The organism is Erwinia sp. S43, from assembly GCF_016624745.1.
Lineage (GTDB): Bacteria > Pseudomonadota > Gammaproteobacteria > Enterobacterales > Enterobacteriaceae > Erwinia > Erwinia coffeiphila.
The window spans coordinates 37,567-56,666 of the sequence record NZ_JACVTX010000009.1 but is presented as its reverse complement, the minus strand read 5'-3'; the positions used below and the strand labels follow the sequence as shown (position 1 = coordinate 56,666).

The following is a 19,100-nucleotide window of genomic DNA, read 5'->3' as shown; positions in this document are numbered from 1 at the left end:
CAGTGTGGCCAATCTAACAATCTGGATACAAAAAATTTTATTCCTCGGTGCATTTAATTTTATCCTGCGGTGCATTTAATTTTTATCTATTATTTATCAATAATTTAAAAAATGTCATTTTCTTATCATTCCCGGCTATTTATTAACTTCTCAATTGATGTTTTTCACATAATTAATCATATTGCATAACAGAAATAGCCCTCCCACCTGCTGTTAATTAATGACGGCTATGCAAAATAACTCGCAGTGAGGAAAAAGAATGAGTCAGCAAGATTACGACGTACTGGTGATTGGCAGCGGCGCGGCAGGATGCGTGGTGGCCGGTTATCTGGCCGAAAATACCCAGGCAAAAATCGCCGTTCTGGAAGCCGGATCAACAGATAAAGATCCGATGATCCATATCCCGGCGGGCTACGGCCAGATTCTGGCGAAAGATCGCCACGTCTGGCCCTATGACACCACGCCGCAGCACGGCACAGTCAGACGTTTTCGCATGGGCAAAGTGGTCGGCGGCGGCACCTCAATCAACGCGATGTGCTACGTGCGCGGGCAAAAGCGCGACTTTGACTACTGGCATGAAGCCAGCGGCCACGATGCTGACTGGTCGTTTGAAAACATCTGGGACACCTTTATCGAGCAGGAAAAAAACGACACCTTCCACAATCAGCATCACGGCATTAAAGGCACGCTGGCGGTACAGCTGCCCCACGGTATCAATCCCCTGAATCAGTACTGCATGAAGGCATTCCAGGAATACGGCGTGCCGTACAATGCCGACTACAACGGCGACAGCCAGCTCGGGGTTTCCCCGGTACAGAGCAACGTCAGTGAACAGAAGCGCTGTAGCGCGTACGTCGCCCATCTGAAACGCCACGTCGATTCCGGACGGGTGACGCTGCTGACCGACCGCACCGTGCACCGCGTGCTGATTGAAGAAAACAAAGCCACCGGCGTGGAAGTGGACGTCAATGGTGAAATCCAGCGCATTCACGCCGCCCAGGTCATTCTGTCCGCCGGAGCGGTGCAGTCACCGAAAATCCTGATGCATTCCGGTGTCGGCCCGGCGGCGGAACTGCAAAAATTCGGCATCGACGTGAAGGTCGATCGGCCTGCGGTCGGGGAAAACCTGCACGATCATCCGATTATCCCGGTCAGCGCCTACGTGAAAGGCGTACTCGGCTATCAGAGCGCCGCGCTGGGCTTTGGCACCATTAAAGCCGGTATGCGCTACTACATCACCAAAGATGGCCCGGCATCCGGCAACGGTATCGAAACCGTTTCCTACTGGAATCCGCTGGATCTGGCGGCAGAGCCGACGGTGCAGTGCTACCACGAACCGATCATCTCCACCAACGGCCTGAGCCCGACCGGCACCCGCTCCGGCGTCACATTTGCCCTGGTCGTACTGCAACCGCGCAGTCGGGGATCGGTTCGCCTCGCCAGCAAAGATCCGCTGGAGATGCCGCTGATCGATCCGAACTTCATCGGCGATAAGTGGGACCTCGACGTGGGCGTTCAGGCGGTGAAATCGATCCGCGAAGTAATGAAGCAGGAGTCGCTGGCCGGTATTCTTGAAGAGGAACTGATGCCAGGAGCAAAAGTGCAGAGTGATGAAGAGATCGAGACCTTTGTCAAATCCGTGGCAACCACTATGTGGCACCCGGTGGGCACCTGCCGTATGGGAAGCGATGACGACGCGGTGGTGGATGCCAGTCTGCAGGTGCGCGGCGTGGAAAACCTGTACGTTATTGATGCGTCGATCATGCCGACCATCACCAGCGGCAACACCAATGCCCCCACCCAGGCGCTGGCGCTGATCGGCGCGAAGCGGCTGGCAAAACGCTTCTTTGCCTGATAGCAGAGTACCCGCCGCCACGGCGGGTTACTTTTCATCCGTACTGAAAGCGTGAGCGCAGATGGCCGATCCGCCATCGGCCGGTTTATTTCTCCGGGTGCAACAGTAGCTGGCGGAATTTATCGATATCGCAAATGACATAGTCGCTGGCGACCTTCTCAAGATACTTTTCGTCCACCAGCTGATGCAGCGCACGGCGGTAGGTGCGCTCGGAGCAGCCAAAGCGTTCGGCTTCCCGATAAACCTGTGAAAAATCGACCAGCGGTTTGTTCTGCTGATGCCGTTCATACAGATCCGACACGATATTTAACATCAGCGGCTGGAGGAAACGCTCCATGGTTTTCGCCATACCGCGCTGGTAGCTGGTCGACAGCAGCTGGCTGAGCCAGACGCCAACCTCCGCATGACGGGTCAGCAGCTCGTCCATCATCACCCGGGGGATCACCTTCACCGTCATCGATTCATGGGCCACCACCGAAAACTGGCTGGGCGTATGAGTCAGATATTCAATTTCCCCGATGATCGTATCGCTGACGAAGCGCTGGCCGAGGCTGAAGGTTTTCCCGTTGCCCGCGTTGTAATGCATGGTGTATTCACCCAGCGCAATCCAGTAAAGGGCTTTAATCTCCTCACCCTGTCGCAGGATAACCTCACCGGCTCCCATCAGTTTACTTTTCAACGGTGCCGCATTAACCGCATCGCGCAGGATCTGATGCCCACGCTGCGCAAACTGCTGAATGATTGTCATAATATCGCGCTCTCAACGGCAAAAAAGTGGCTGAGACTAGCCGCCCGGCTGAAGCATTGTCAATACGCTATCAGCCGTTCATTCTCGCACTCCTTTCTTCAGCACACCGCGTTTTCTGTGGATTCACCGCCGCACAGAACGGCAAATAAATGAATTTTGTGATCGCCGTCGGCCAGGCCCGGACATTTGCCTTTTTCACGCCGCGCGGGGATTTCTACCATCGGGGCCTGAACCACAGCAGGAGCACTCTGATGACGCCACATATTAACGCCAGACCCGGCGACTTCGCCGACACCGTAATTATGCCGGGCGATCCGCTGCGCGCGCAGCGTATTGCGGAAACGTATCTGACCGACGCCAGACGCGTCTGCGATACCCGCAACATGTTCGGCTACACCGGCTACTACAAGGGGAAACGCCTCTCCGTCATGGCGCACGGCATGGGCATCCCTTCCGTTTCGATCTATGTCCACGAACTGATTACCGGCTTTGAGGTGAAAACGCTGATCCGCGTGGGCACCTGCGGCGCGGTGGATGACGGCGTGGATATGCGCAACGTTATCGTCGCCACCGGTGCGGGCACCTCGTCGTCGGTCAACCGCGACCGCTTCGGCGGCTACGACTACGCCGCCGTGGCGGATTTCGATCTGCTGCGCCACTGCTGGACCGTGGCACAACATCAGCAGATCCCCGCGCAGTTCGGCAACACCTTCACCAACGACCTGCTGTACGACAAGCCCGCCGGGATGCTGCCCGCGCTGCGCAAAATGAACATACTGGCCGTCGAAATGGAAACCTCGGCGCTGTATACCCTCGCCGCACAGCATCGCGCCAGGGCACTGAGCCTGCTGACCGCCTGCATTAACAGCAATACCGGCGAAGAACCCGCCGAAGAACAACAACAAACCGCGTTAGACAATATGTTCCGGCTGGCATTAGAAACCGCCATTTTTAGCGATTGAACCTCTTGATAAGGCTTATCCGATGACAAACTCTACACAGCAGCCCACCTCCGGCGGGCTAAAAGTTGAAGCCAACGGCGTCAATACCGTCCCGGAATCTGAACGCTACGGCTCGCCGTCCGGGCTGTTCCCGGTGTGGTTCTCCTGGAACGTCTCAATCCTCGGCATCGCCTACGGGATTTACGTTTACTCCCTGGGACTGAATGTCTGGCAGTCGATCAGCGCCGGTATTGTCGGCTATCTGATCTCCTGCTTCCTGGTGGGTATTCTGGCTGTCGGCGGCCCGCGAACCGGCCTGCCGACGCTGACCCAGACCCGCTTCTGCTTTGGCTATCACGGCAATAAATTCCCGACTCTGTTTGCCTATATTTCCAATATGGGCTGGAAGATCACCCTGATCACCCTCGCCTCCACCTCCGGCGCGGCGCTGTTTGCCAAACTCTGGCCCGCCGCCTTTGCACTGGCCGACGGCAAGCCGACGCTCGGCTGCATACTCGGCTGGTTTATTCTCAGCCTGGCGCTGACCATGTCGGTGGCGGTCTATGGTCATCAGCTGATTATGAAGGTGGAAAAATATATCGCCTGGCTGACCGGCTTTATGAGCATTATCTTTATTTTCCTGATCCTGCCGCACATTCACTGGGATCGCGTGGGCGTCAGCGCCCATCAGGGCAGCCTGCTGACCTGGATCGGCGGCGCGGTAATGGCGATGACCATGGTGGGACTGGGCTTCCTGAACTACGGCGGCGATTTTGCCCGCTATCTGCCGAAGAAAACCCCGGCCTCGAAGGTGATTTTCTGGACCACGGCGGGCATCTCCTTCCCGGTCAGTATTCTGCTGATCCTGGGAACCCTGCTGGCCGACAGCAACCCGGACCTCAGCGCAGCGGCGGCGCAGTCACCGATATCCTCGCTGACCGACCTGCTGCCAATGTGGTTCTACGTGCCGTTCTCCGTGGTGATTATTATCTCCCTGCTGTCGGCAGCGATTACCGGTATCTACAGCTCCGGTCTGGCGCTGCTGGCGCTCGGCCTGCCGGTCAGCCGCGCGGCGACTACTGCGATCAATGCGCTGATTATCGGCTTCGGTGCGTTCTACCTGATGTTTATCTCCGACTCCTTCCTGTCAACCTTCCAGTCATTCCTGGCGTCGATCTCGGTAGTCATCGGCTCCGCCGGAGCTATTCAGCTGATTGATTTCGTGCGGCAGAAGCGCCTGGGCTGGGATGTGACCCTGGCCAACAAACCCGAATCGGGCGGCAGAAGCGGACGCTGGACGGCGCTGCTGGCGCTGTGCGTCGCCACGCTGGTCGGCCTGGGGACCATTACCTCCAGCGATCCTTATATCGCGCATATCGTCGGATTTTTACTGACCGATGAAGCCCGCAAAAGCCTGTTTGCCACCGCTAATATTGGGGTGATTGTGTCGATGGTGACCGGCGGCGGGATCTATGCGCTGCTGACTTTTGTGCTGAAGATTGAATCGGTTTCGGCATCTGATACTCAGAGCGGAAAGCTTAAGGCGAGCCATCCGCAGAAAGCGCTGTAACTTACTTAGCGGTAGCCACTGCGCCTGCGAAAACACATCAGACAGGCGCGGTGGCATTACTTTAAGGGATTTTGGCTGGCGGCAACCCAACATAAATTTATTGCATGATTATGCAGTTGCTCGTTCGTTCCATGCATCGGTGTACTGAATATTACCATCAACATATTTCCAGGTAATTCTTTCATATCGCAGAGCAACACTTTCCATGTGTCCGGTCCCTGTGCTGGTCCGGGTATCATGCATCGTAGGTGTAACTGAAATAACCCTCACACCTTCCAATAGGATATTAAAATACTCAACCTCCTGCCCCGCATCATTAATACAATACCACCTAATTTCGGCACTTTTTAACGCCTGCCCTGTAGCAACAGCTTTATAAATGTAAGGGGAGGCACTATCAATCTCCTTTTCAAATTGAAAGGGCGCATGTTGACGAGTTCCTGTTAGTTTCCCTGTATTCATATCAGTAGGGATACTCAGATTATGGTGAATACTGCGAAGTTCGATGCTTCCTTCACGATCTCTGACATCGCAAGAACCTTTGATCGCAGCTCCGCCATCATCTTTCAACCAAAGGTGAACAGGTACGGCCATAGTAAAACTCCTTTTTAATCGTATAACCAACGACCCGCTTTGGCTGATGCTATGAGCATTCCAATAGTAAAATCAGGAACAGCTGTCGGGGCGTTTTTTCTGAATGGGTTTAGCGACATATTCTCATCCGGGAAATATGTTTTAATATTGAAGCGTCCCTTTTGAACGAGGAAAGTGTTAAAAAACTCAGCCATCAAATCCTCGGCTTCAAGTTCATCAATACTTAAATCAAAATCCAAGTCTGTTTCAGGCGTGAGAGTGATATTTTTTTTGGTAAAGAGATACGTACCTGCATAAGGTTTTACAAGCTCGTAGATTCGTTGTTCAATATTATCGGCTACCATAATTTGTCACCGCCCCTCGCTATCCTGTTGTAATCACGAACTGTACAATAGGTAATTTCTGATATATCCGCAGCAAGAATAATTTTATTACTTCAAAGCCGCGCGATCCTGCAAGCGCATAAAATGATTCTCTTACCATTTCATCAAAGCCACTAAGCCTTTATACATCAAACAAAAAGCCCGCCGCGATTCAAACCGCGAAGCCGGACGTTAAGCGTATAACGTTCGGCCTTCGCCGCATAAACCGGGCGGGCGTCTGTTCTCCCCGGCGGATATCACCGGGGAAAAGTCGGTCAAAGTTCGAAGCGGTCCAGATTCATCACCCGGTTCCAGGCGGCAACAAAGTCCTTCACAAACTTCTCTTTCGCATCCTCACTGGCATAAACCTCCGCCGAAGCGCGCAGCACGGCGTTGGAGCCAAACACCAGATCAGCACGTGTGGCGGTATATTTCACCTCTCCGCTCTGACGATCGCGCCCTTCAAACCGCTCGGCGCTGGCATCTGTCGCTTTCCATTCGGTACGCATATCCAGCAGATTTACGAAGAAGTCGGCGGTCAGTTCGCCCGGCCGGTCGGTAAATATTCCGTGCTGGCTGCCGTCGTAGTTGGCACCCAGCGCACGCAGCCCGCCCACCAGCACCGTCAGTTCCGGCACGGTCAGCGTCAGCTGCTGGGCTTTATCGATCAGCAGGTTTTCAGTCGAACCGCCGCCGTGCCCGCGATAGTTGCGGAAACCGTCGGCCAGCGGCTTCAGCCAGGCGAACGAATCGACATCGGTCTGATCCTGACGTGCATCCACGCGGCCCGGGGTAAACGGCACCTCGATGTCCACTCCGGCCGCCTTCGCCGCCAGCTCCACGCCCACCGCACCGGCCAGCACAATCACATCCGCCAGCGAAGCTTTTTGCACCGACTGCTGGATCGCTTCCAGCTTCGGCAGCACGCGGGCGGCAACGGCGTTGACCTCCCATTCGCGCTGCGGCAGCAGGGCCAGCCGAGCCCCGTTGGCACCGCCGCGCTTATCGCCGCCGCGGAAGGTGGAGGCCGAAGCCCACGCCACCGACACCAGCTCACTGACCGTCAAACCGGATGATTTGATTTTCTCTTTCAGTAACGCAATATCGCCGACCGTTGGGTGATAAACCGGCTGCGGCAGCGGGTCCTGCCAGATTAAATCTTCTTTCGGGACTTCCGGTCCGATGTAGCGTGCTTTCGGCCCCATATCGCGGTGGGTCAGCTTGTACCAGGCGCGGGCGAAGGCTTCATTAAACGCCTGCGGGTCGTTCAGGAAGCGGCGCGAAATCTTCTCGAATTCCGGGTCAAAGCGCAGGGTCAGGTCGGTGACCAGCATGGTTGGCTTATGCTTCTTCGCACTGTCGAAGGCATCGGGGATCACATCCCCCGCATTGCTGGCTTCAAACTGAATCGCCCCTGCCGGGCTGCGGGTCTGCACCCACTCGTATTTGAACAGGTTCTCGAAGAAATAGTTGCTCCACTGGGTTGGCGTCTGCGACCAGGTCACTTCCAGCCCGGAGGTGATGGCATGCGCACCGGACCCGCTGCCGTAGCTGCTGGCCCAGCCCAGGCCCTGGGCTTCAATCGGCGAGGCTTCCGGATCGGTCCCGACGTGGCTGGCCGGTGCCGCTCCGTGGGTTTTCCCCAGCGTATGGCCGCCGGCAATAAGCGCAACGATCTCTTCATCGTTCATGCCCATATTGCCGAAGGTGGCGCGAATGGCCGGAGCCGCCGAAGCCGGATCGCCGCTGTGTTCCGGACCTTCCGGGTTGACGTAGATCAGCCCCATTTCGGTTGCTCCCAGCGGCGACTGCGCCAGCGCTTCCGGGTGACGGTGCTCAAGCCAGGTTTTTTCATCACCCCAGTTCACATCCTGATCCGGTTCCCAGACGTCTTCACGCCCGGCACCGAAGCCGAAGGTGCGGAAACCGGAGTTTTCCAGCGCCACGTTACCGGCAAGAATATAGAGGTCGGCCCAGGAGATTTTCTGGCCGTATTTCTGCTTCACCGGCCACAGCAGACGGCGCGCTTTATCCAGGCTGACGTTATCAGGCCAGGAGTTGAGCGGCGCAAAGCGCTGCTGGCCGCGTCCGGAGCCGCCGCGTCCGTCAACCGAGCGGTAGGTCCCCGCGCTGTGCCACGCCATACGAATAAACAGCCCGATATAGCTGCCCCAGTCGGCGGGCCACCAGGACTGCGAATCGGTCAGCAGCGCTTTCAGATCGCCTTTCAGCGCGGAATAGTCGAGTTTGGCGAACTCTTTGCGGTAATCAAAAGATTCACCTAACGGATTAGATCGGGAGGAGTGCTGGTTTAACAGGTCAACGCGCAGCTGGTTAGGCCACCAGTCGCGATTCCCCGTGCCGCCGCCGGAGGTTTGATTCGGTTTCCCCGCATGGAAAGGGCATTTACCGGCCGGGGCTTCTCTGTCTGCTTCAACAATCGGCTTTGCATCGTTTGCTTCTTGATCGGTCGAATTGCTCATTGCTCTACTCCTGTTGTTATTCTCTGGCTACTCTATACGCGGGTTTAAGCGGGTCACATTTGAAACACCCTATATATTTAATAGCCTTTTCCTTACTTTCTGAGAGGAGTAATGAAAACCGTCGGGCAATCAGCCTATTGGCGGGCAACAATTCGCATAATTTGGCTTTTTAGCGCTGAACCCGTTGTTTGCAGCCCAACAACGCAAAAGGCCTGCATTATGCAGGCCTTTATTCGGTGAGAAAGGCGATCAGATGGCTTTCAGCGCATCGCTCAGGATCGCCAGTGCCCTTTTGAACTGGGCATCAGGAATCGTAAGCGGGTAGAGAAAGCGGATAACGTTGCCGTAAGTGCCGCAGGAGAGCAGCAGCAGACCGTTTTCCAGCGCTTTCTGCTGCACCAGGCGGGTTAGCTCCGCCGACGGCTGGCCGGTAGCGGGATCGTTTAGCTCAACGGCAACCATCGATCCCAGCGCGCGAACTTCCGCAATTGCCGCGCATTCCGTTTTCAGGCCGTTCAGCACCTCAGCCAGTTCGCTGCCGAGGCGGCGGGAGCGTTCGCAAAGCCGCTCTCCGTCGATAATATCCAGCACCGCATGTGCGGCGGCCAGCGCCAGCGGATTCCCCGCGTAAGTGCCGCCCAGTCCACCCGGTGCAGGTGCATCCATCACCTCGGCCTTACCGGCCACCGCCGACAGCGGCAGACCACCCGCCAGGCTTTTCGCCATCGTCAGCAAATCGACTTCCACATCCGGGTAATGCTCCATCGCAAACATCTCGCCGGTGCGGGCAAAACCGGCCTGTACCTCATCGGCAATCATCAAAATACCGTGCCGATCGCAAAGCTCACGCAGCGCCCGCATAAAATCGGCCGGAGCAATATTAAAACCGCCTTCCCCCTGGACCGGCTCCAGAATAATCGCCGCCACCTGCTTCGGATCGATATCGGTTTTAAACAACGTTTCCAGGCTGGCCAGGGCCTCTTCCGTGGACACGCCGTGCAGCGCATTAGGGTAACGGGCGTGGAAGACCTGTCCGGGGAACGGCCCGAAACCGAGCTTGTAGGGGGCCACTTTGCCGGTCAGCGCCATGGTCATAAAGGTACGACCGTGGAACGCACCGCCAAAAGCAATAACGCCGGGGCGCCCGGTATGCGCGCGGGCAATTTTCACCGCGTTTTCCACCGCTTCTGCACCCGTGGAGAAAAATGCCGTTTTGCACGGCCCGGCAATCGGCACGCGCTGGTTAATTTTCTCGGCCAGCGAGACGTAGCTTTCATAGGGAACAATCTGGTAGGCGGTATGCGTAAACTGCGTCAGCTGCCGGGTGACGGCCTCAATGATTTTCGCGTGACGATGCCCGGTATTCAGTACCGCGATCCCGGCGGCAAAATCAATATATTCGCGCCCTTCCACATCCCACAGCGTGGCATTCTCCGCCCGTTCGGCAAAGAAATTACACATCACGCCGATACCACGGGGTGTGGCCTGCTGACGTCGTTGATTCAGTTCTGCGTTAGTCATCATATCCCTCACTTAAAGTCGGCAACTGGCGGATACCGCACGTTGAACGAACAGGTATGAATGATTATATAGCCTTGAACTGACATCTAAGGCGAGAGCCCATACCGATTTTTTAACCGGAACCATTACTCTCGCTTCCCGCCCTTCACTCAGAACGAATAAAGCAACCCGACTGAAAAATCGGTGGAATGGTCTTTAAATACGATATTGCTCTCGCGGACGTTTTTACCGAGTTTCGTGTAGCTGACGTCAGCATAGCTCCACCAGTTCTTATTGAAAATATGTGTCCATGTCAGGCGGGTATCTACGCTGTATAATCCCGATCCTGCTTTATATTTCGCATACCCCGAATGCGCACTCTGTGTCTCGGATATTCCGTAGAAGGTATTATTCGATCGGGCATCACCAAAGTTTGCATTAGAACCAATAACCAACGTATCACTGTCATTGGACCATATGTTGTAATTTATTCCCGCACGATATTTAACCCCCTGACTGTCGGTTAATGGCGCGGTTAAATTCGCTTCAATAGAGAATTGGTTACCGTAACTCCAACCCAGCGTGGTCGATGAAGTTAATGCTCCTTTTATCGACCCCATTCCTTTGAGTTTTTCTGAGCCTTCTTTCCAGCTTGAATTTTTATCACTACGTCCGGATGAATATCCCATCGCCTGTGAAAAATAAAATCCATCCGTAAGTTCAAACATCATCCCCAGCCCTTCGGCATCATCCAGGAAAATGTTATTGTACTGAAAATGAAAGAAAGGCGACGGAGTGAAGGTTCTTTCATCAGAACCGCTGTATTTCCCGGCACTGACAAAGCCTAAACCAACTGTACTTACATGGTGTTCATTTTCAGCTGCACTAACCAATCCTGAAAAAAACACGCCTGTAAAAACACCCGCAGTGGATAAGCATTTAAAATTCATCTTCTTCATTCCCCAAATATATCTTATACTTCCTGAAACAAAGATTATTACTTGACCCAGTCAAGATACTGACAACTCACCATCAAGGTTTTATCAAGATGAAAAAAGTGTTAATCGTAGAAGATGACCTGGATGCAGCAAATGTACTTGAAGCCTATCTAAAAAGGGATCAATTCCACACGATGATAGCCAGTGATGGACAACGAGGATATGACCTTATCCTGAGTTGGAAACCGGACCTGATTCTTCTTGACGTAATGCTGCCAAATAAGAGCGGCACCGAAGTTTTATTGGATATCAGAAGAAAGAGCGACGTCCCAATCATTATGATCACCGCGATTGGTGAAGGCAGTGATAAAATCAGTGCGTTAAGATTTGGTGCTGATGATTATATCGTCAAACCTTACAACCCCGGAGAAGTGGTTGCCCGGATCCATGCCGTTTTACGACGGAGTTCAGCTGTAAAAATAGTAAAGGAACTGCAGTTTGAAAATATTCATGCCGACACCGATGCGTTCAGAGCCCACGTCGCAATCGAAGGGAGGAATAATCATCTGGAATTGACACCAACAGAGATGAAGCTTTTGTTTACCTTCATGGCTCATCCTTTTAAGGCCTTTAGTCGCCAGTCGCTTCTTGAAGCCTGTGACCCGGAAAGTGATGCTCTGGAACGAGTAGTAGACACTCATGTCTACAATTTAAGAAAAAAACTGGATCTCGCCGGAAAAAAAGGAATGATTACTAACATCAGAGGCATTGGTTACAGGTTTAGCGACAAATGAAATTTCGAAATTATTTATTTTCAAAAAATAAAAAAAACACTATCACACTTTGGCGTTGGATCTGCACCAGACTGCTTTCACTGGCGATAGGCGCTATCCTTATAATCACCTCCATTATTTGGTTAAGATATTACATTCCTTCCGTATTAATGAAAAACAAAATACCAGAGAGTGAGCGGAATGAACTTAATTTCTTGATTAAAGACCCTACGATCGACATAAATCGCTATCATGAAATTATTGACAAATGGTACGGGCTAGAATTTTCCAATCCAGATTTTGAATTTTCCGACTGGGCTCTGGTGATCTCTCTCGTCATGGCTTCTATCCCAGTCATCATTTTCATCACGCTAAGAGCTGTCAGACCCTTATCAAAACATATTTCTCATCTGGCCGAGGTGGCACGCGCGGTTGCTAAAGGCAATTTTGGCGTTAAGGTGGAAACGCCGGGATCGGTACCCATCGAACTCAATCGATTGACTGAAGACTTAAATCTCATGTCGGCGCAGCTCGCTCGTTATGATAAAGAATTAAAAGCGTCACATGTTGCCATTGCGCATGAGCTGCGCTCCCCCCTTACCGCGGCTATAGGTCGACTGCAGGGGCTGATTGATGGCGTCTTCAGTCCCGATGCGGATCAGCATTTAATGGTCATGCGGCAGTTACAGCACCTTAACCATTTGGTTGAAGATCTTCATCTCCTGTCACTGGCGCGGGCAGGCGAGCTGTATCTCAATTATCAAAAAATTGCCATCAACGACGTGGTTCGAGAGAAAGTGTCATGGCTCAAGCCGAAACTACTGGAACTGGGTGTGGAGGTGAATATTTATGGTGAAAAAGAGTTGATGTGCTATGCCGATCATTTCAGGGTAGGCCAGGTCATCTCTATTTTACTGGATAATGCGTTAAGATATGCCGCAGAGGGAAAAATAATAGACCTTACCCTCTTGAATGTAGACAACAATATCCTCGTAAATGTCAGGGATTATGGCAATGGTGTGTCAGATTCCTTTTTAGAAGAAATGTTTTTACGATTCTCTCGTGCCGAAACGTCCAGATCAAGAAACTCCGGGGGCTCAGGATTGGGATTATCGATTGCGGATGCTATCTGCCATGCTCATCATGGCTCAATTTCAGTCAAAAAAAATGAGGATGGTGGACTGACATTTACCGTTTCCCTCCCTAAGGATAATGACGCCAATAAATAATCCTGCCCCAGGTTAACCTGGTATATACAGGTTAACCCTTTAAATAAGAGAATTAAATCACCACCTTTCCGGTCTTCATGACGTTAGCCCACCTTCGTTTGTAATCCCACTCGGCTTCAAGAGAACCAATTGAAAAATGCATAATTTTATTCCTTTCTTCAGCATAACGTTTTGCAGACTCAATATTTTTCCACATCAGTAAACTTCCCGTACTCAATGCCGAATGCTTCGGATTAACGCCACCATTCGGAACATCGAAATATATCATACCCGAACTTTCTGCACTAAAAACAAGATCGAAGGCGGAGGGCTCCTCCCCAACAAAAAGTACATAGCCAAACATAAGATGCCGAAGAGAGGTTATTGTGTCCTTCAGTTCCTCTCTGCCATAGCATCTCACCTTATTTTTAAATCTGTCATTGAATAGTTTGATATAGATATCTACCAGTTCTTCAGCGGTAAACTGAACCTGATCAATACATTTCCCACCTGCCGCAAGAAACTTCCGATACTCATTTCGCCTATTTTTATGCGTTCGACTAGAAAATGATTCCTTTACCAAACAAATGGTCTTTTTTCGGGCCAGTGTGTAATTGACATTTAACAGACACTCTTTCATCAGAGGCGATATCCGATTACCTGATTCCGGCAGAAGAAATCGTTTTGTTTTATCTAATGGGAAAAGGACTTCATCATAAGAAAAGGGATAGCGGGACCACAGGTTAACGCCGATATCTTTATCATCAACGACCGGATAGGCTGCTACAACGTTTCCCTTCACCCTCTTATGATAATACGCCAGTTTCTTACCTGTTTTTTGCGTTGCATAATCCAGGACGTCAGGGTGAACGTTAACGCTGCCGCCGAACATCTCATAACACGCGCGATATATTTCTGCACTGCACGTCGACCAGCCATATAAACGTCGTTTAAGATTAATCATGAAATTAACACTCTTTAAAAAATCAGAGTGTATAATCATTATGTCAATACCAGGTCAAGGCCGCATTAAGGAATACAGTTCTTACCTTCTCTTCTTATTAACCTATCGAAAGCATCAAAACCAAACCCTCTCATCTTGATAATGTCTTGATAAATCCCCGAATCAGAATTAACAGACTTATGAAATCCTGTTCAGATACTTGAATTCAATACTTCATGATGAAACAGAAGAATTGAAAATCTCCTGAATTTTAATTTTCATGACTGATGACAACCTCATCGAATCATAAAGGAATATTATGTCCCATCAAGATGATGTAATAATGCTTCCCCTGCCCTTATCGCCATGGAAACTCTGTTTGTCGCTTTTTCAGGGAAAACATATCCCCCATGAACTCTGGAATTCGAAAAAATTCCGTCACAAGTTTTTAGCGCGCAGTCTGCTTATGCCGTTTACGACGCATAAACTGTTAAAACTGCTTACCGGGCATCCCAGCTACGAGAAACTCCTGCTTGCTCAGCCGCGCCTGCCGTGCAGACTACATCGCCCTTATCTGACCAGCATCCTCAGTCGACAGGATGGGTTGGAGGCGATTTTGTACCATTACACCGTTATGCAGACGGTTGTCACTCCCGATGTTTTTAACCGGCATCTTGATAACTCGCTGTGTATCGCAGAATTTGAAACGAAATACGCAGAATCGTTTCGTCTTAACTTTGTCTCCACGCACAAATTAGACCGAGAAGGCGAATCCAGTCTTATTCTTAGCGATGGCGCGGGTGATTTGCTGTGCTCCGTCACCTTCACGCTGATTGAGTGTGACGGCGTAAGAGGGATGATGGTGGGAGGCTTACAGGGTCCCAATGGTGAAAGCGCTCAGGAAAGGATCCAGCGCGCGACTAAAAATCTTCACGGCATGTTTCCCAAAAGGCTGGTTTTCGAGTTCCTACTGTCTATCGCGCAACGCTTTAAGGTGAAGACAGTACTGGCCGTATCTAACAGAACGCATGTTTATCAGTCACTGAGATACAGGAACCGTAAAAAACACATGCATGCAGACTATGATGAATTCTGGGAAACATCAGGCGGCTACCCATCATTTGATGATTATTATTTGCTCCCTACCAGCACTCACAGAAAGGCACTTGAAGATATACCGAGCAAAAAAAGGTCCGAATACCGCAAACGCTATCAGCTACTGGATGACATTTCTGCCCAGATCGATCGGCAACTTTCCAGTAACCGCTGCATCTGAGCAGCTAAGGGGATTTGAGCAAAACCGGTCGCTGCAAACATCGCTTCAAATGGCTGCACGGTTGAAGGCGTTGGGGCGGCTTGCTGCACTGGCGCAAGTATGTCCCTATAGCCTGACGCACGGACAACAACCACCGAATTCAATCTGTAAACTTAGTACACTTCACAAAACCACGTTACGGACTCAGTCTGTAGAGCCAGATTTCCCACAGCCATCTCCGATATCAAAGGGACGGGGGGAGACTGCGCTAAGCCGGGCGTAACGCGCCACGGACGGCGCGTTCCGAGGCACGCAGGGATGCGGGTTTTGCCGCTCCGGCGTGCGCAGTCTCCCCCCGGCCCTGACCACGATCGCCCGGGCGACCTTCGCACAGCCATCACCGGTCTGGCCCCGATCGCCCAGCCAACCTGCCAACGATCCGACCAGCCGACCAGCCGACCAGCCGACCAGTTATGCTACCGTCGCCCCCGGCCGCCAGCTCATCGCCTGCTGCTGCAGCCCCCACATCTCGGCATACAGCCCGTCCGCCGCCATCAGCTGCTGATGATCCCCCTGCTCCACAATCCGCCCGTCATTCATCACCACAATCCGGTCGGCATAGCGCACCGAAGAGAGTTTATGGGCAATCACTAGAACCGTTTTCCCGGCGGTCAGCGACTGCATCGCCAGCTGGATATCGCGCTCATTTTCCGGGTCCAGCGACGCGCTGGCCTCGTCCAGAATAATCAGCGGCGCATCCTTCAGCAGCGCGCGGGCAATCGACAGCCGCTGTAGCTCGCCGCCCGAAAGATGCACCCCGCCCGCGCCCACCAGCGTATCCATCCCGTCGGGCAGACTGTCGATCAGCGGCAGCAGCCGCGCGGCTTCGCACACCCGCCGCAGAGCCTGCAAATCCGCATCCGGCTGCGCCACCCGCAGGTTATTGGCGATGGTATCGTTCAGCACGTAGCTCTGCTGAAACACCACGCTGATATACGACTGCCAGTGGCTGGCGTCCATCTTCGCGGTATCAATCCGCTGCGAATCGCTGCCGACCCAGATAGTGCCGCCCTCCAGCGCCCAGAAGCGGGCAATCAGCGATGCCAGAGTTGATTTCCCCGATCCGGACGGCCCGACCAGCGCGGTCACCTGCTGTGCCTCAATGGTCAGATTCAGCCGCTCGAACAGAGCCGGTTTCTCAGGATAAGCAAAGCTGACGTTCTCCAGCCGAATGCGCAGCCGGTCGGGATCGCGCATCTCATTGCCCTGCGGCAGCTCCGGCAGATCGAACACTGTGGCAATGCGCCCGGCGGCCAGACCAAAGTAGTTCAGCTCGGCGAGGAACATCGAAATATTCAGCAGCGGACGGAAGAAGCGCACGGCGGCGATCAGGAACATCAGCACCTCGGCCATCGGCAGGGTCTGCCCCAGCCAGGCCCAGCTGACCGCCGCCAGCAGCACGATAAATCCGCACTCCACCAGCAGATTAAAGCTGTAAACCGGCCAGGCGCTGGCCTTCTCGGCGATCAACGACTGCCGCCAGGTCGTCTCCAGCACCTTATCCAGTCGGCCAAACGCCTGCCCGGTCATCCGGCTGGCCTTCAACTCTTTAATGCCGTCGATATACTCCATCAGCGCGTCGTTCAGGCGGAACATCAGCGCCTGCATCTGCGCCGTCCAGCGGCGCGCGTAGCGGCGGGTCAGCAGGAAAGCCGCCACCGCCAGCGGCAGGGTCGACAGCATCGCCAGCCCCATCCGCCAGTCCTTAAACAGCAGGCCCAGCGCGAAGAAGCACACCACGGAAACGCTGGCGATAAACGGCGCGTACAGATGGGTGAAGATCTTCTCGCTCATATCGATATCCTTCAGCAGCGTATTGTTCACGCTGCTCATATCGGTGTGATAAAAGAAGCCCATCGGCAGCCGCCGCAGATGCTCCCCCAGCGATTTGCGCAGCTGATACCCGGCGCGGAAGCCCATCAGCGACAGGTTGAAGTTAAGCACCCTTGCCAGCGCCACGCGCACCAGCATCAACAGCAGGCAGCCCGCCGCCAGCGTGAACTGCCAGCGCAAATCCGGCGCGCCTGAAAGCATGTCGAGCAGGATGTAAAACAGCAGCGCGTAAGGCACCGAGGCGAGAAACGCATCCAGCACCGTCAGCAGCACCATTTTGCGCAGGCCGCTAAGTGCGTTGCCAACCTGTTTCATCAGCTTGAAAATATCATTCATGCACCACCTCCGGCTGCCGTACCGGCAGATGCCATTCGCGCGCCTGCTGGTGCGCCTGCCACATATGCAGATACAGCGGGCAGGCCGCCAGCAGTTCAGCGTGCGGCCCTTCCGCCACGTTCGTTCCCTGGGACATCACCACAATCTTATCGACCTCGGTCAGCGTGTTCAGCCGGTGGGCAATCACCAGCACCGTTTTGCCCTGCATCAGCGCCGACAGGGCCTGCTGGATCAGCGCCTCGTTGCGCGCATCGGAAAACGCTGTCGCTTCATCGAGGATCAGGATCGGCGCATTTCTGGCGATGGCGCGGGCAATCGCCAGCCGCTGCGCCTGCCCGCCGCTGAGCATGCCGGGCCGTATCGGGGTGTGATAGCCCTGCGGCAGGGCGCGGATAAAGTCATCGGCGCAGGCCGCACACGCCGCCGCCCGGATCTGCGGCTCGCTCAGCGCGGTGTTGCCCATGCGGATATTGTTCTCCACCGTTTCTTCAAAGATAAACACGTCCTGGAATACCACGCTGACCAGCGACATCAGTTGCTCCAGCGGCATCGCGGTGATCGGCACGTCACCAATCAGCACCTCGCCGCGCTGATATTCGTACAGCCGGGGGATAAGTTGCGCTGCGGTGGTTTTCCCCGCGCCGCTGGGGCCAACGATAGCGGTGATCTGATGCTGATGAGCGGTAAAACTGAGGTTTTCCAGCGTCGCTTTCTGACTGTTGCCGTGGGCAAAACCGACCTGCTCGAAGCGGATATCGTAGTGCTTCAGCGTCGCCCACTGCCCGGCTTCCTGCTGCACGGGCATGGTGGCGAAGTCGCGAATGTTTTCCACCCCTTTCAGCAGCTCGCTGAACATCCCGGCAAACTGCAGCAGGTTAAACAGCGGCTCCATCAGCCCCACGCCAAGCAGCAGGAACATAAACAGCGTCGCCAGCGTCACCTCGCCCTGGGCGAACAGCCAGATCCCCACCGGCATCAGGCACAGCAGCCCGATGTCGATGCTGATTTTGAACAGCGCCATCGGCGTACGCGTGTCGCGCAGCCAGCCGCTGACCAGCTGATAGTGCTCGTCCACCGCGCGGGCGTAGCGGCGATGGGAGTCCACCGTCATATTGAAGGTTTTTACCAGCGGCATGCTTTTCACAAAGTCGGTGATGCTGGTATGCAGATCCGCCACCACCCGGTGATAGTCGCCGATGCGCCCGCTGAAGCCGCGAAAGATCCAGCACTGCATCAGGATCGCCACCGGCAGCGGGATCAGCGCCACCAGCGCCAGCCGCCAGTCAAAGAAAAACAGCAGCAGCGCGGCGGCGGGCGGGGTGATAATCGCCGCCGCCATATCCGGCAGATGGTGGGCGACAAAGGTTTCGATGCGGCCGATATCGTCGGAAATAATCTTCTTCAGCCGGGCGGAAGTATGCTGATGACAGACGCTGAGCGGCAGCCTGCCGACCCGTTCGATCACCCGGCGGCGCAGGTCGAACAGCAGCCGGAAGGCCGCCTGGTGCGACAGCAGGCCGGAGGTGAGCTGCAGGGCAATTTTCAACGCCAGCGCCAGCGCCGCCAGCCCGACCCACTGCCACACCTGTCCGGCGGCGAGCGCGCGATCGCTGAGCATGCCGTCCACCAGCCGCCAGACCAGCACGTACGGCACCAGCGCCAGCAGCGAATAGCACACCGCCAGGCTCATCGACAGCGCCA

Annotated in this window: 15 protein-coding genes and 1 pseudogene; 6 read left to right on the top strand and 10 right to left on the bottom strand. The window is 54.0% G+C overall.

The window, feature by feature from the left end; translation table 11 throughout:
* The first annotated feature begins 259 nt into the window (after positions 1 to 259).
* Entirely contained in the window at positions 260 to 1,855 is a 1,596-nt protein-coding gene (locus IBT47_RS13025) for a GMC family oxidoreductase (protein ID WP_200560747.1), read from the top strand.
* Positions 1,856 to 1,940: 85 nt separating this feature from the next.
* Here IBT47_RS13025 and IBT47_RS13020 read toward each other — a convergent pair whose 3' ends face one another.
* On the bottom strand, positions 1,941 to 2,603 hold the full coding sequence (locus tag IBT47_RS13020; RefSeq protein ID WP_200560746.1) for a Crp/Fnr family transcriptional regulator: 663 nt from the start codon (positions 2,601 to 2,603) through the stop codon (positions 1,941 to 1,943).
* Positions 2,604 to 2,854: 251 nt separating this feature from the next.
* Here IBT47_RS13020 and deoD point away from each other — a divergent pair, with 251 nt between their 5' ends.
* On the top strand, positions 2,855 to 3,565 hold the full coding sequence (gene deoD, locus IBT47_RS13015; protein ID WP_105592633.1) for a purine-nucleoside phosphorylase: 711 nt from the start codon (positions 2,855 to 2,857) through the stop codon (positions 3,563 to 3,565).
* A gap of 22 nt (positions 3,566 to 3,587) precedes the next feature.
* Positions 3,588 to 5,114 (top strand): cytosine permease, encoded by a 1,527-nt coding sequence (locus IBT47_RS13010; protein ID WP_200560745.1) that lies wholly within the window; start codon positions 3,588 to 3,590, stop codon positions 5,112 to 5,114.
* Positions 5,115 to 5,222: 108 nt separating this feature from the next.
* On the opposite strand, the gene IBT47_RS13005 is transcribed toward IBT47_RS13010, so the two are convergent.
* From IBT47_RS13005 to IBT47_RS12985, 6 genes and pseudogenes are all read right to left on the bottom strand, one after another.
* Entirely contained in the window at positions 5,223 to 5,708 is a 486-nt protein-coding gene (locus IBT47_RS13005) for a type VI secretion system tube protein TssD (protein ID WP_200560744.1), read from the bottom strand.
* Between the two features lie 14 nt (positions 5,709 to 5,722).
* A complete protein-coding gene (locus IBT47_RS13000) occupies positions 5,723 to 6,052 on the bottom strand; it encodes a DUF1493 family protein (RefSeq protein ID WP_200560743.1) in 330 nt (109 codons plus the stop codon).
* Positions 6,046 to 6,135: pseudogene (locus tag IBT47_RS27360) on the bottom strand (STM2901 family protein); the annotation flags it as partial. The pseudogene IBT47_RS27360 and the gene IBT47_RS13000, both read right to left, overlap by 7 nt.
* Positions 6,136 to 6,345: 210 nt before the next feature.
* Positions 6,346 to 8,553: a catalase/peroxidase HPI gene (gene katG / locus IBT47_RS12995; RefSeq protein WP_200560742.1), complete on the bottom strand. Its 2,208-nt coding sequence runs from the start codon at positions 8,551 to 8,553 to the stop codon at positions 6,346 to 6,348.
* A 249-nt stretch (positions 8,554 to 8,802) separates the two neighbouring features.
* Complete coding sequence (locus IBT47_RS12990; protein ID WP_200560858.1) at positions 8,803 to 10,074, bottom strand: 4-aminobutyrate--2-oxoglutarate transaminase; 1,272 nt, start codon at positions 10,072 to 10,074, stop codon at positions 8,803 to 8,805.
* A gap of 149 nt (positions 10,075 to 10,223) precedes the next feature.
* Positions 10,224 to 11,012 (bottom strand): MipA/OmpV family protein, encoded by a 789-nt coding sequence (locus IBT47_RS12985; protein WP_200560741.1) that lies wholly within the window; start codon positions 11,010 to 11,012, stop codon positions 10,224 to 10,226.
* An 89-nt stretch (positions 11,013 to 11,101) separates the two neighbouring features.
* Here IBT47_RS12985 and IBT47_RS12980 point away from each other — a divergent pair, with 89 nt between their 5' ends.
* Together IBT47_RS12980 and IBT47_RS12975 are read left to right on the top strand one after the other, a co-directional pair.
* Positions 11,102 to 11,785 carry a response regulator transcription factor gene (locus IBT47_RS12980; protein WP_234471885.1) on the top strand — a complete coding sequence of 228 codons (684 nt, stop codon included), beginning with the start codon at positions 11,102 to 11,104 and terminating at the stop codon, positions 11,783 to 11,785.
* Positions 11,782 to 12,993, top strand: coding sequence for a cell wall metabolism sensor histidine kinase WalK (locus IBT47_RS12975; protein WP_200560740.1), 1,212 nt, complete (start codon positions 11,782 to 11,784; stop codon positions 12,991 to 12,993). Before IBT47_RS12980 ends, IBT47_RS12975 begins: the two co-directional genes overlap by 4 nt.
* Positions 12,994 to 13,045: 52 nt before the next feature.
* Here the strand turns inward: IBT47_RS12975 and IBT47_RS12970 are convergent, their stop codons facing one another.
* Positions 13,046 to 13,936 (bottom strand): GNAT family N-acetyltransferase, encoded by an 891-nt coding sequence (locus IBT47_RS12970; protein ID WP_200560739.1) that lies wholly within the window; start codon positions 13,934 to 13,936, stop codon positions 13,046 to 13,048.
* Positions 13,937 to 14,234: 298 nt separating this feature from the next.
* On the opposite strand from IBT47_RS12970, the gene IBT47_RS12965 reads away from it, so the two are divergent.
* Positions 14,235 to 15,191 (top strand): VirK/YbjX family protein, encoded by a 957-nt coding sequence (locus IBT47_RS12965; RefSeq protein WP_200560738.1) that lies wholly within the window; start codon positions 14,235 to 14,237, stop codon positions 15,189 to 15,191.
* 450 nt (positions 15,192 to 15,641) lie between these two features.
* Here the strand turns inward: IBT47_RS12965 and IBT47_RS12960 are convergent, their stop codons facing one another.
* Together IBT47_RS12960 and IBT47_RS12955 are read right to left on the bottom strand one after the other, a co-directional pair.
* Entirely contained in the window at positions 15,642 to 17,399 is a 1,758-nt protein-coding gene (locus tag IBT47_RS12960) for an ABC transporter ATP-binding protein (protein WP_234471884.1), read from the bottom strand.
* Positions 17,392 to 19,089, bottom strand: a complete 1,698-nt coding sequence (locus IBT47_RS12955; protein ID WP_200560855.1) for an ABC transporter ATP-binding protein — start codon at positions 19,087 to 19,089, stop codon at positions 17,392 to 17,394. The genes IBT47_RS12960 and IBT47_RS12955 overlap by 8 nt, the downstream gene beginning before the upstream one ends.
* Between the last annotated feature and the right edge of the window lie 11 nt (positions 19,090 to 19,100).

Coding starts and splice junctions, on each gene's coding strand:
- IBT47_RS12975 (WP_200560740.1), top strand. CDS start 11,782: ATGAAATTTCGAAATTATTTATTTTCAAAAAATAAAAAAAACACTATC.
- IBT47_RS12985 (WP_200560741.1), bottom strand. CDS start 11,012: ATGAAGAAGATGAATTTTAAATGCTTATCCACTGCGGGTGTTTTTACA.
- deoD (WP_105592633.1), top strand. CDS start 2,855: ATGACGCCACATATTAACGCCAGACCCGGCGACTTCGCCGACACCGTA.
- IBT47_RS13020 (WP_200560746.1), bottom strand. CDS start 2,603: ATGACAATCATTCAGCAGTTTGCGCAGCGTGGGCATCAGATCCTGCGC.
- IBT47_RS12980 (WP_234471885.1), top strand. CDS start 11,102: ATGAAAAAAGTGTTAATCGTAGAAGATGACCTGGATGCAGCAAATGTA.
- IBT47_RS13025 (WP_200560747.1), top strand. CDS start 260: ATGAGTCAGCAAGATTACGACGTACTGGTGATTGGCAGCGGCGCGGCA.
- IBT47_RS13000 (WP_200560743.1), bottom strand. CDS start 6,052: ATGGTAGCCGATAATATTGAACAACGAATCTACGAGCTTGTAAAACCT.
- IBT47_RS12965 (WP_200560738.1), top strand. CDS start 14,235: ATGTCCCATCAAGATGATGTAATAATGCTTCCCCTGCCCTTATCGCCA.
- IBT47_RS12960 (WP_234471884.1), bottom strand. CDS start 17,399: ATGAATGATATTTTCAAGCTGATGAAACAGGTTGGCAACGCACTTAGC.
- IBT47_RS13010 (WP_200560745.1), top strand. CDS start 3,588: ATGACAAACTCTACACAGCAGCCCACCTCCGGCGGGCTAAAAGTTGAA.
- IBT47_RS12990 (WP_200560858.1), bottom strand. CDS start 10,074: ATGACTAACGCAGAACTGAATCAACGACGTCAGCAGGCCACACCCCGT.
- IBT47_RS12970 (WP_200560739.1), bottom strand. CDS start 13,936: ATGATTAATCTTAAACGACGTTTATATGGCTGGTCGACGTGCAGTGCA.
- katG (WP_200560742.1), bottom strand. CDS start 8,553: ATGAGCAATTCGACCGATCAAGAAGCAAACGATGCAAAGCCGATTGTT.
- IBT47_RS13005 (WP_200560744.1), bottom strand. CDS start 5,708: ATGGCCGTACCTGTTCACCTTTGGTTGAAAGATGATGGCGGAGCTGCG.
- IBT47_RS12955 (WP_200560855.1), bottom strand. CDS start 19,089: ATGAGCCTGGCGGTGTGCTATTCGCTGCTGGCGCTGGTGCCGTACGTG.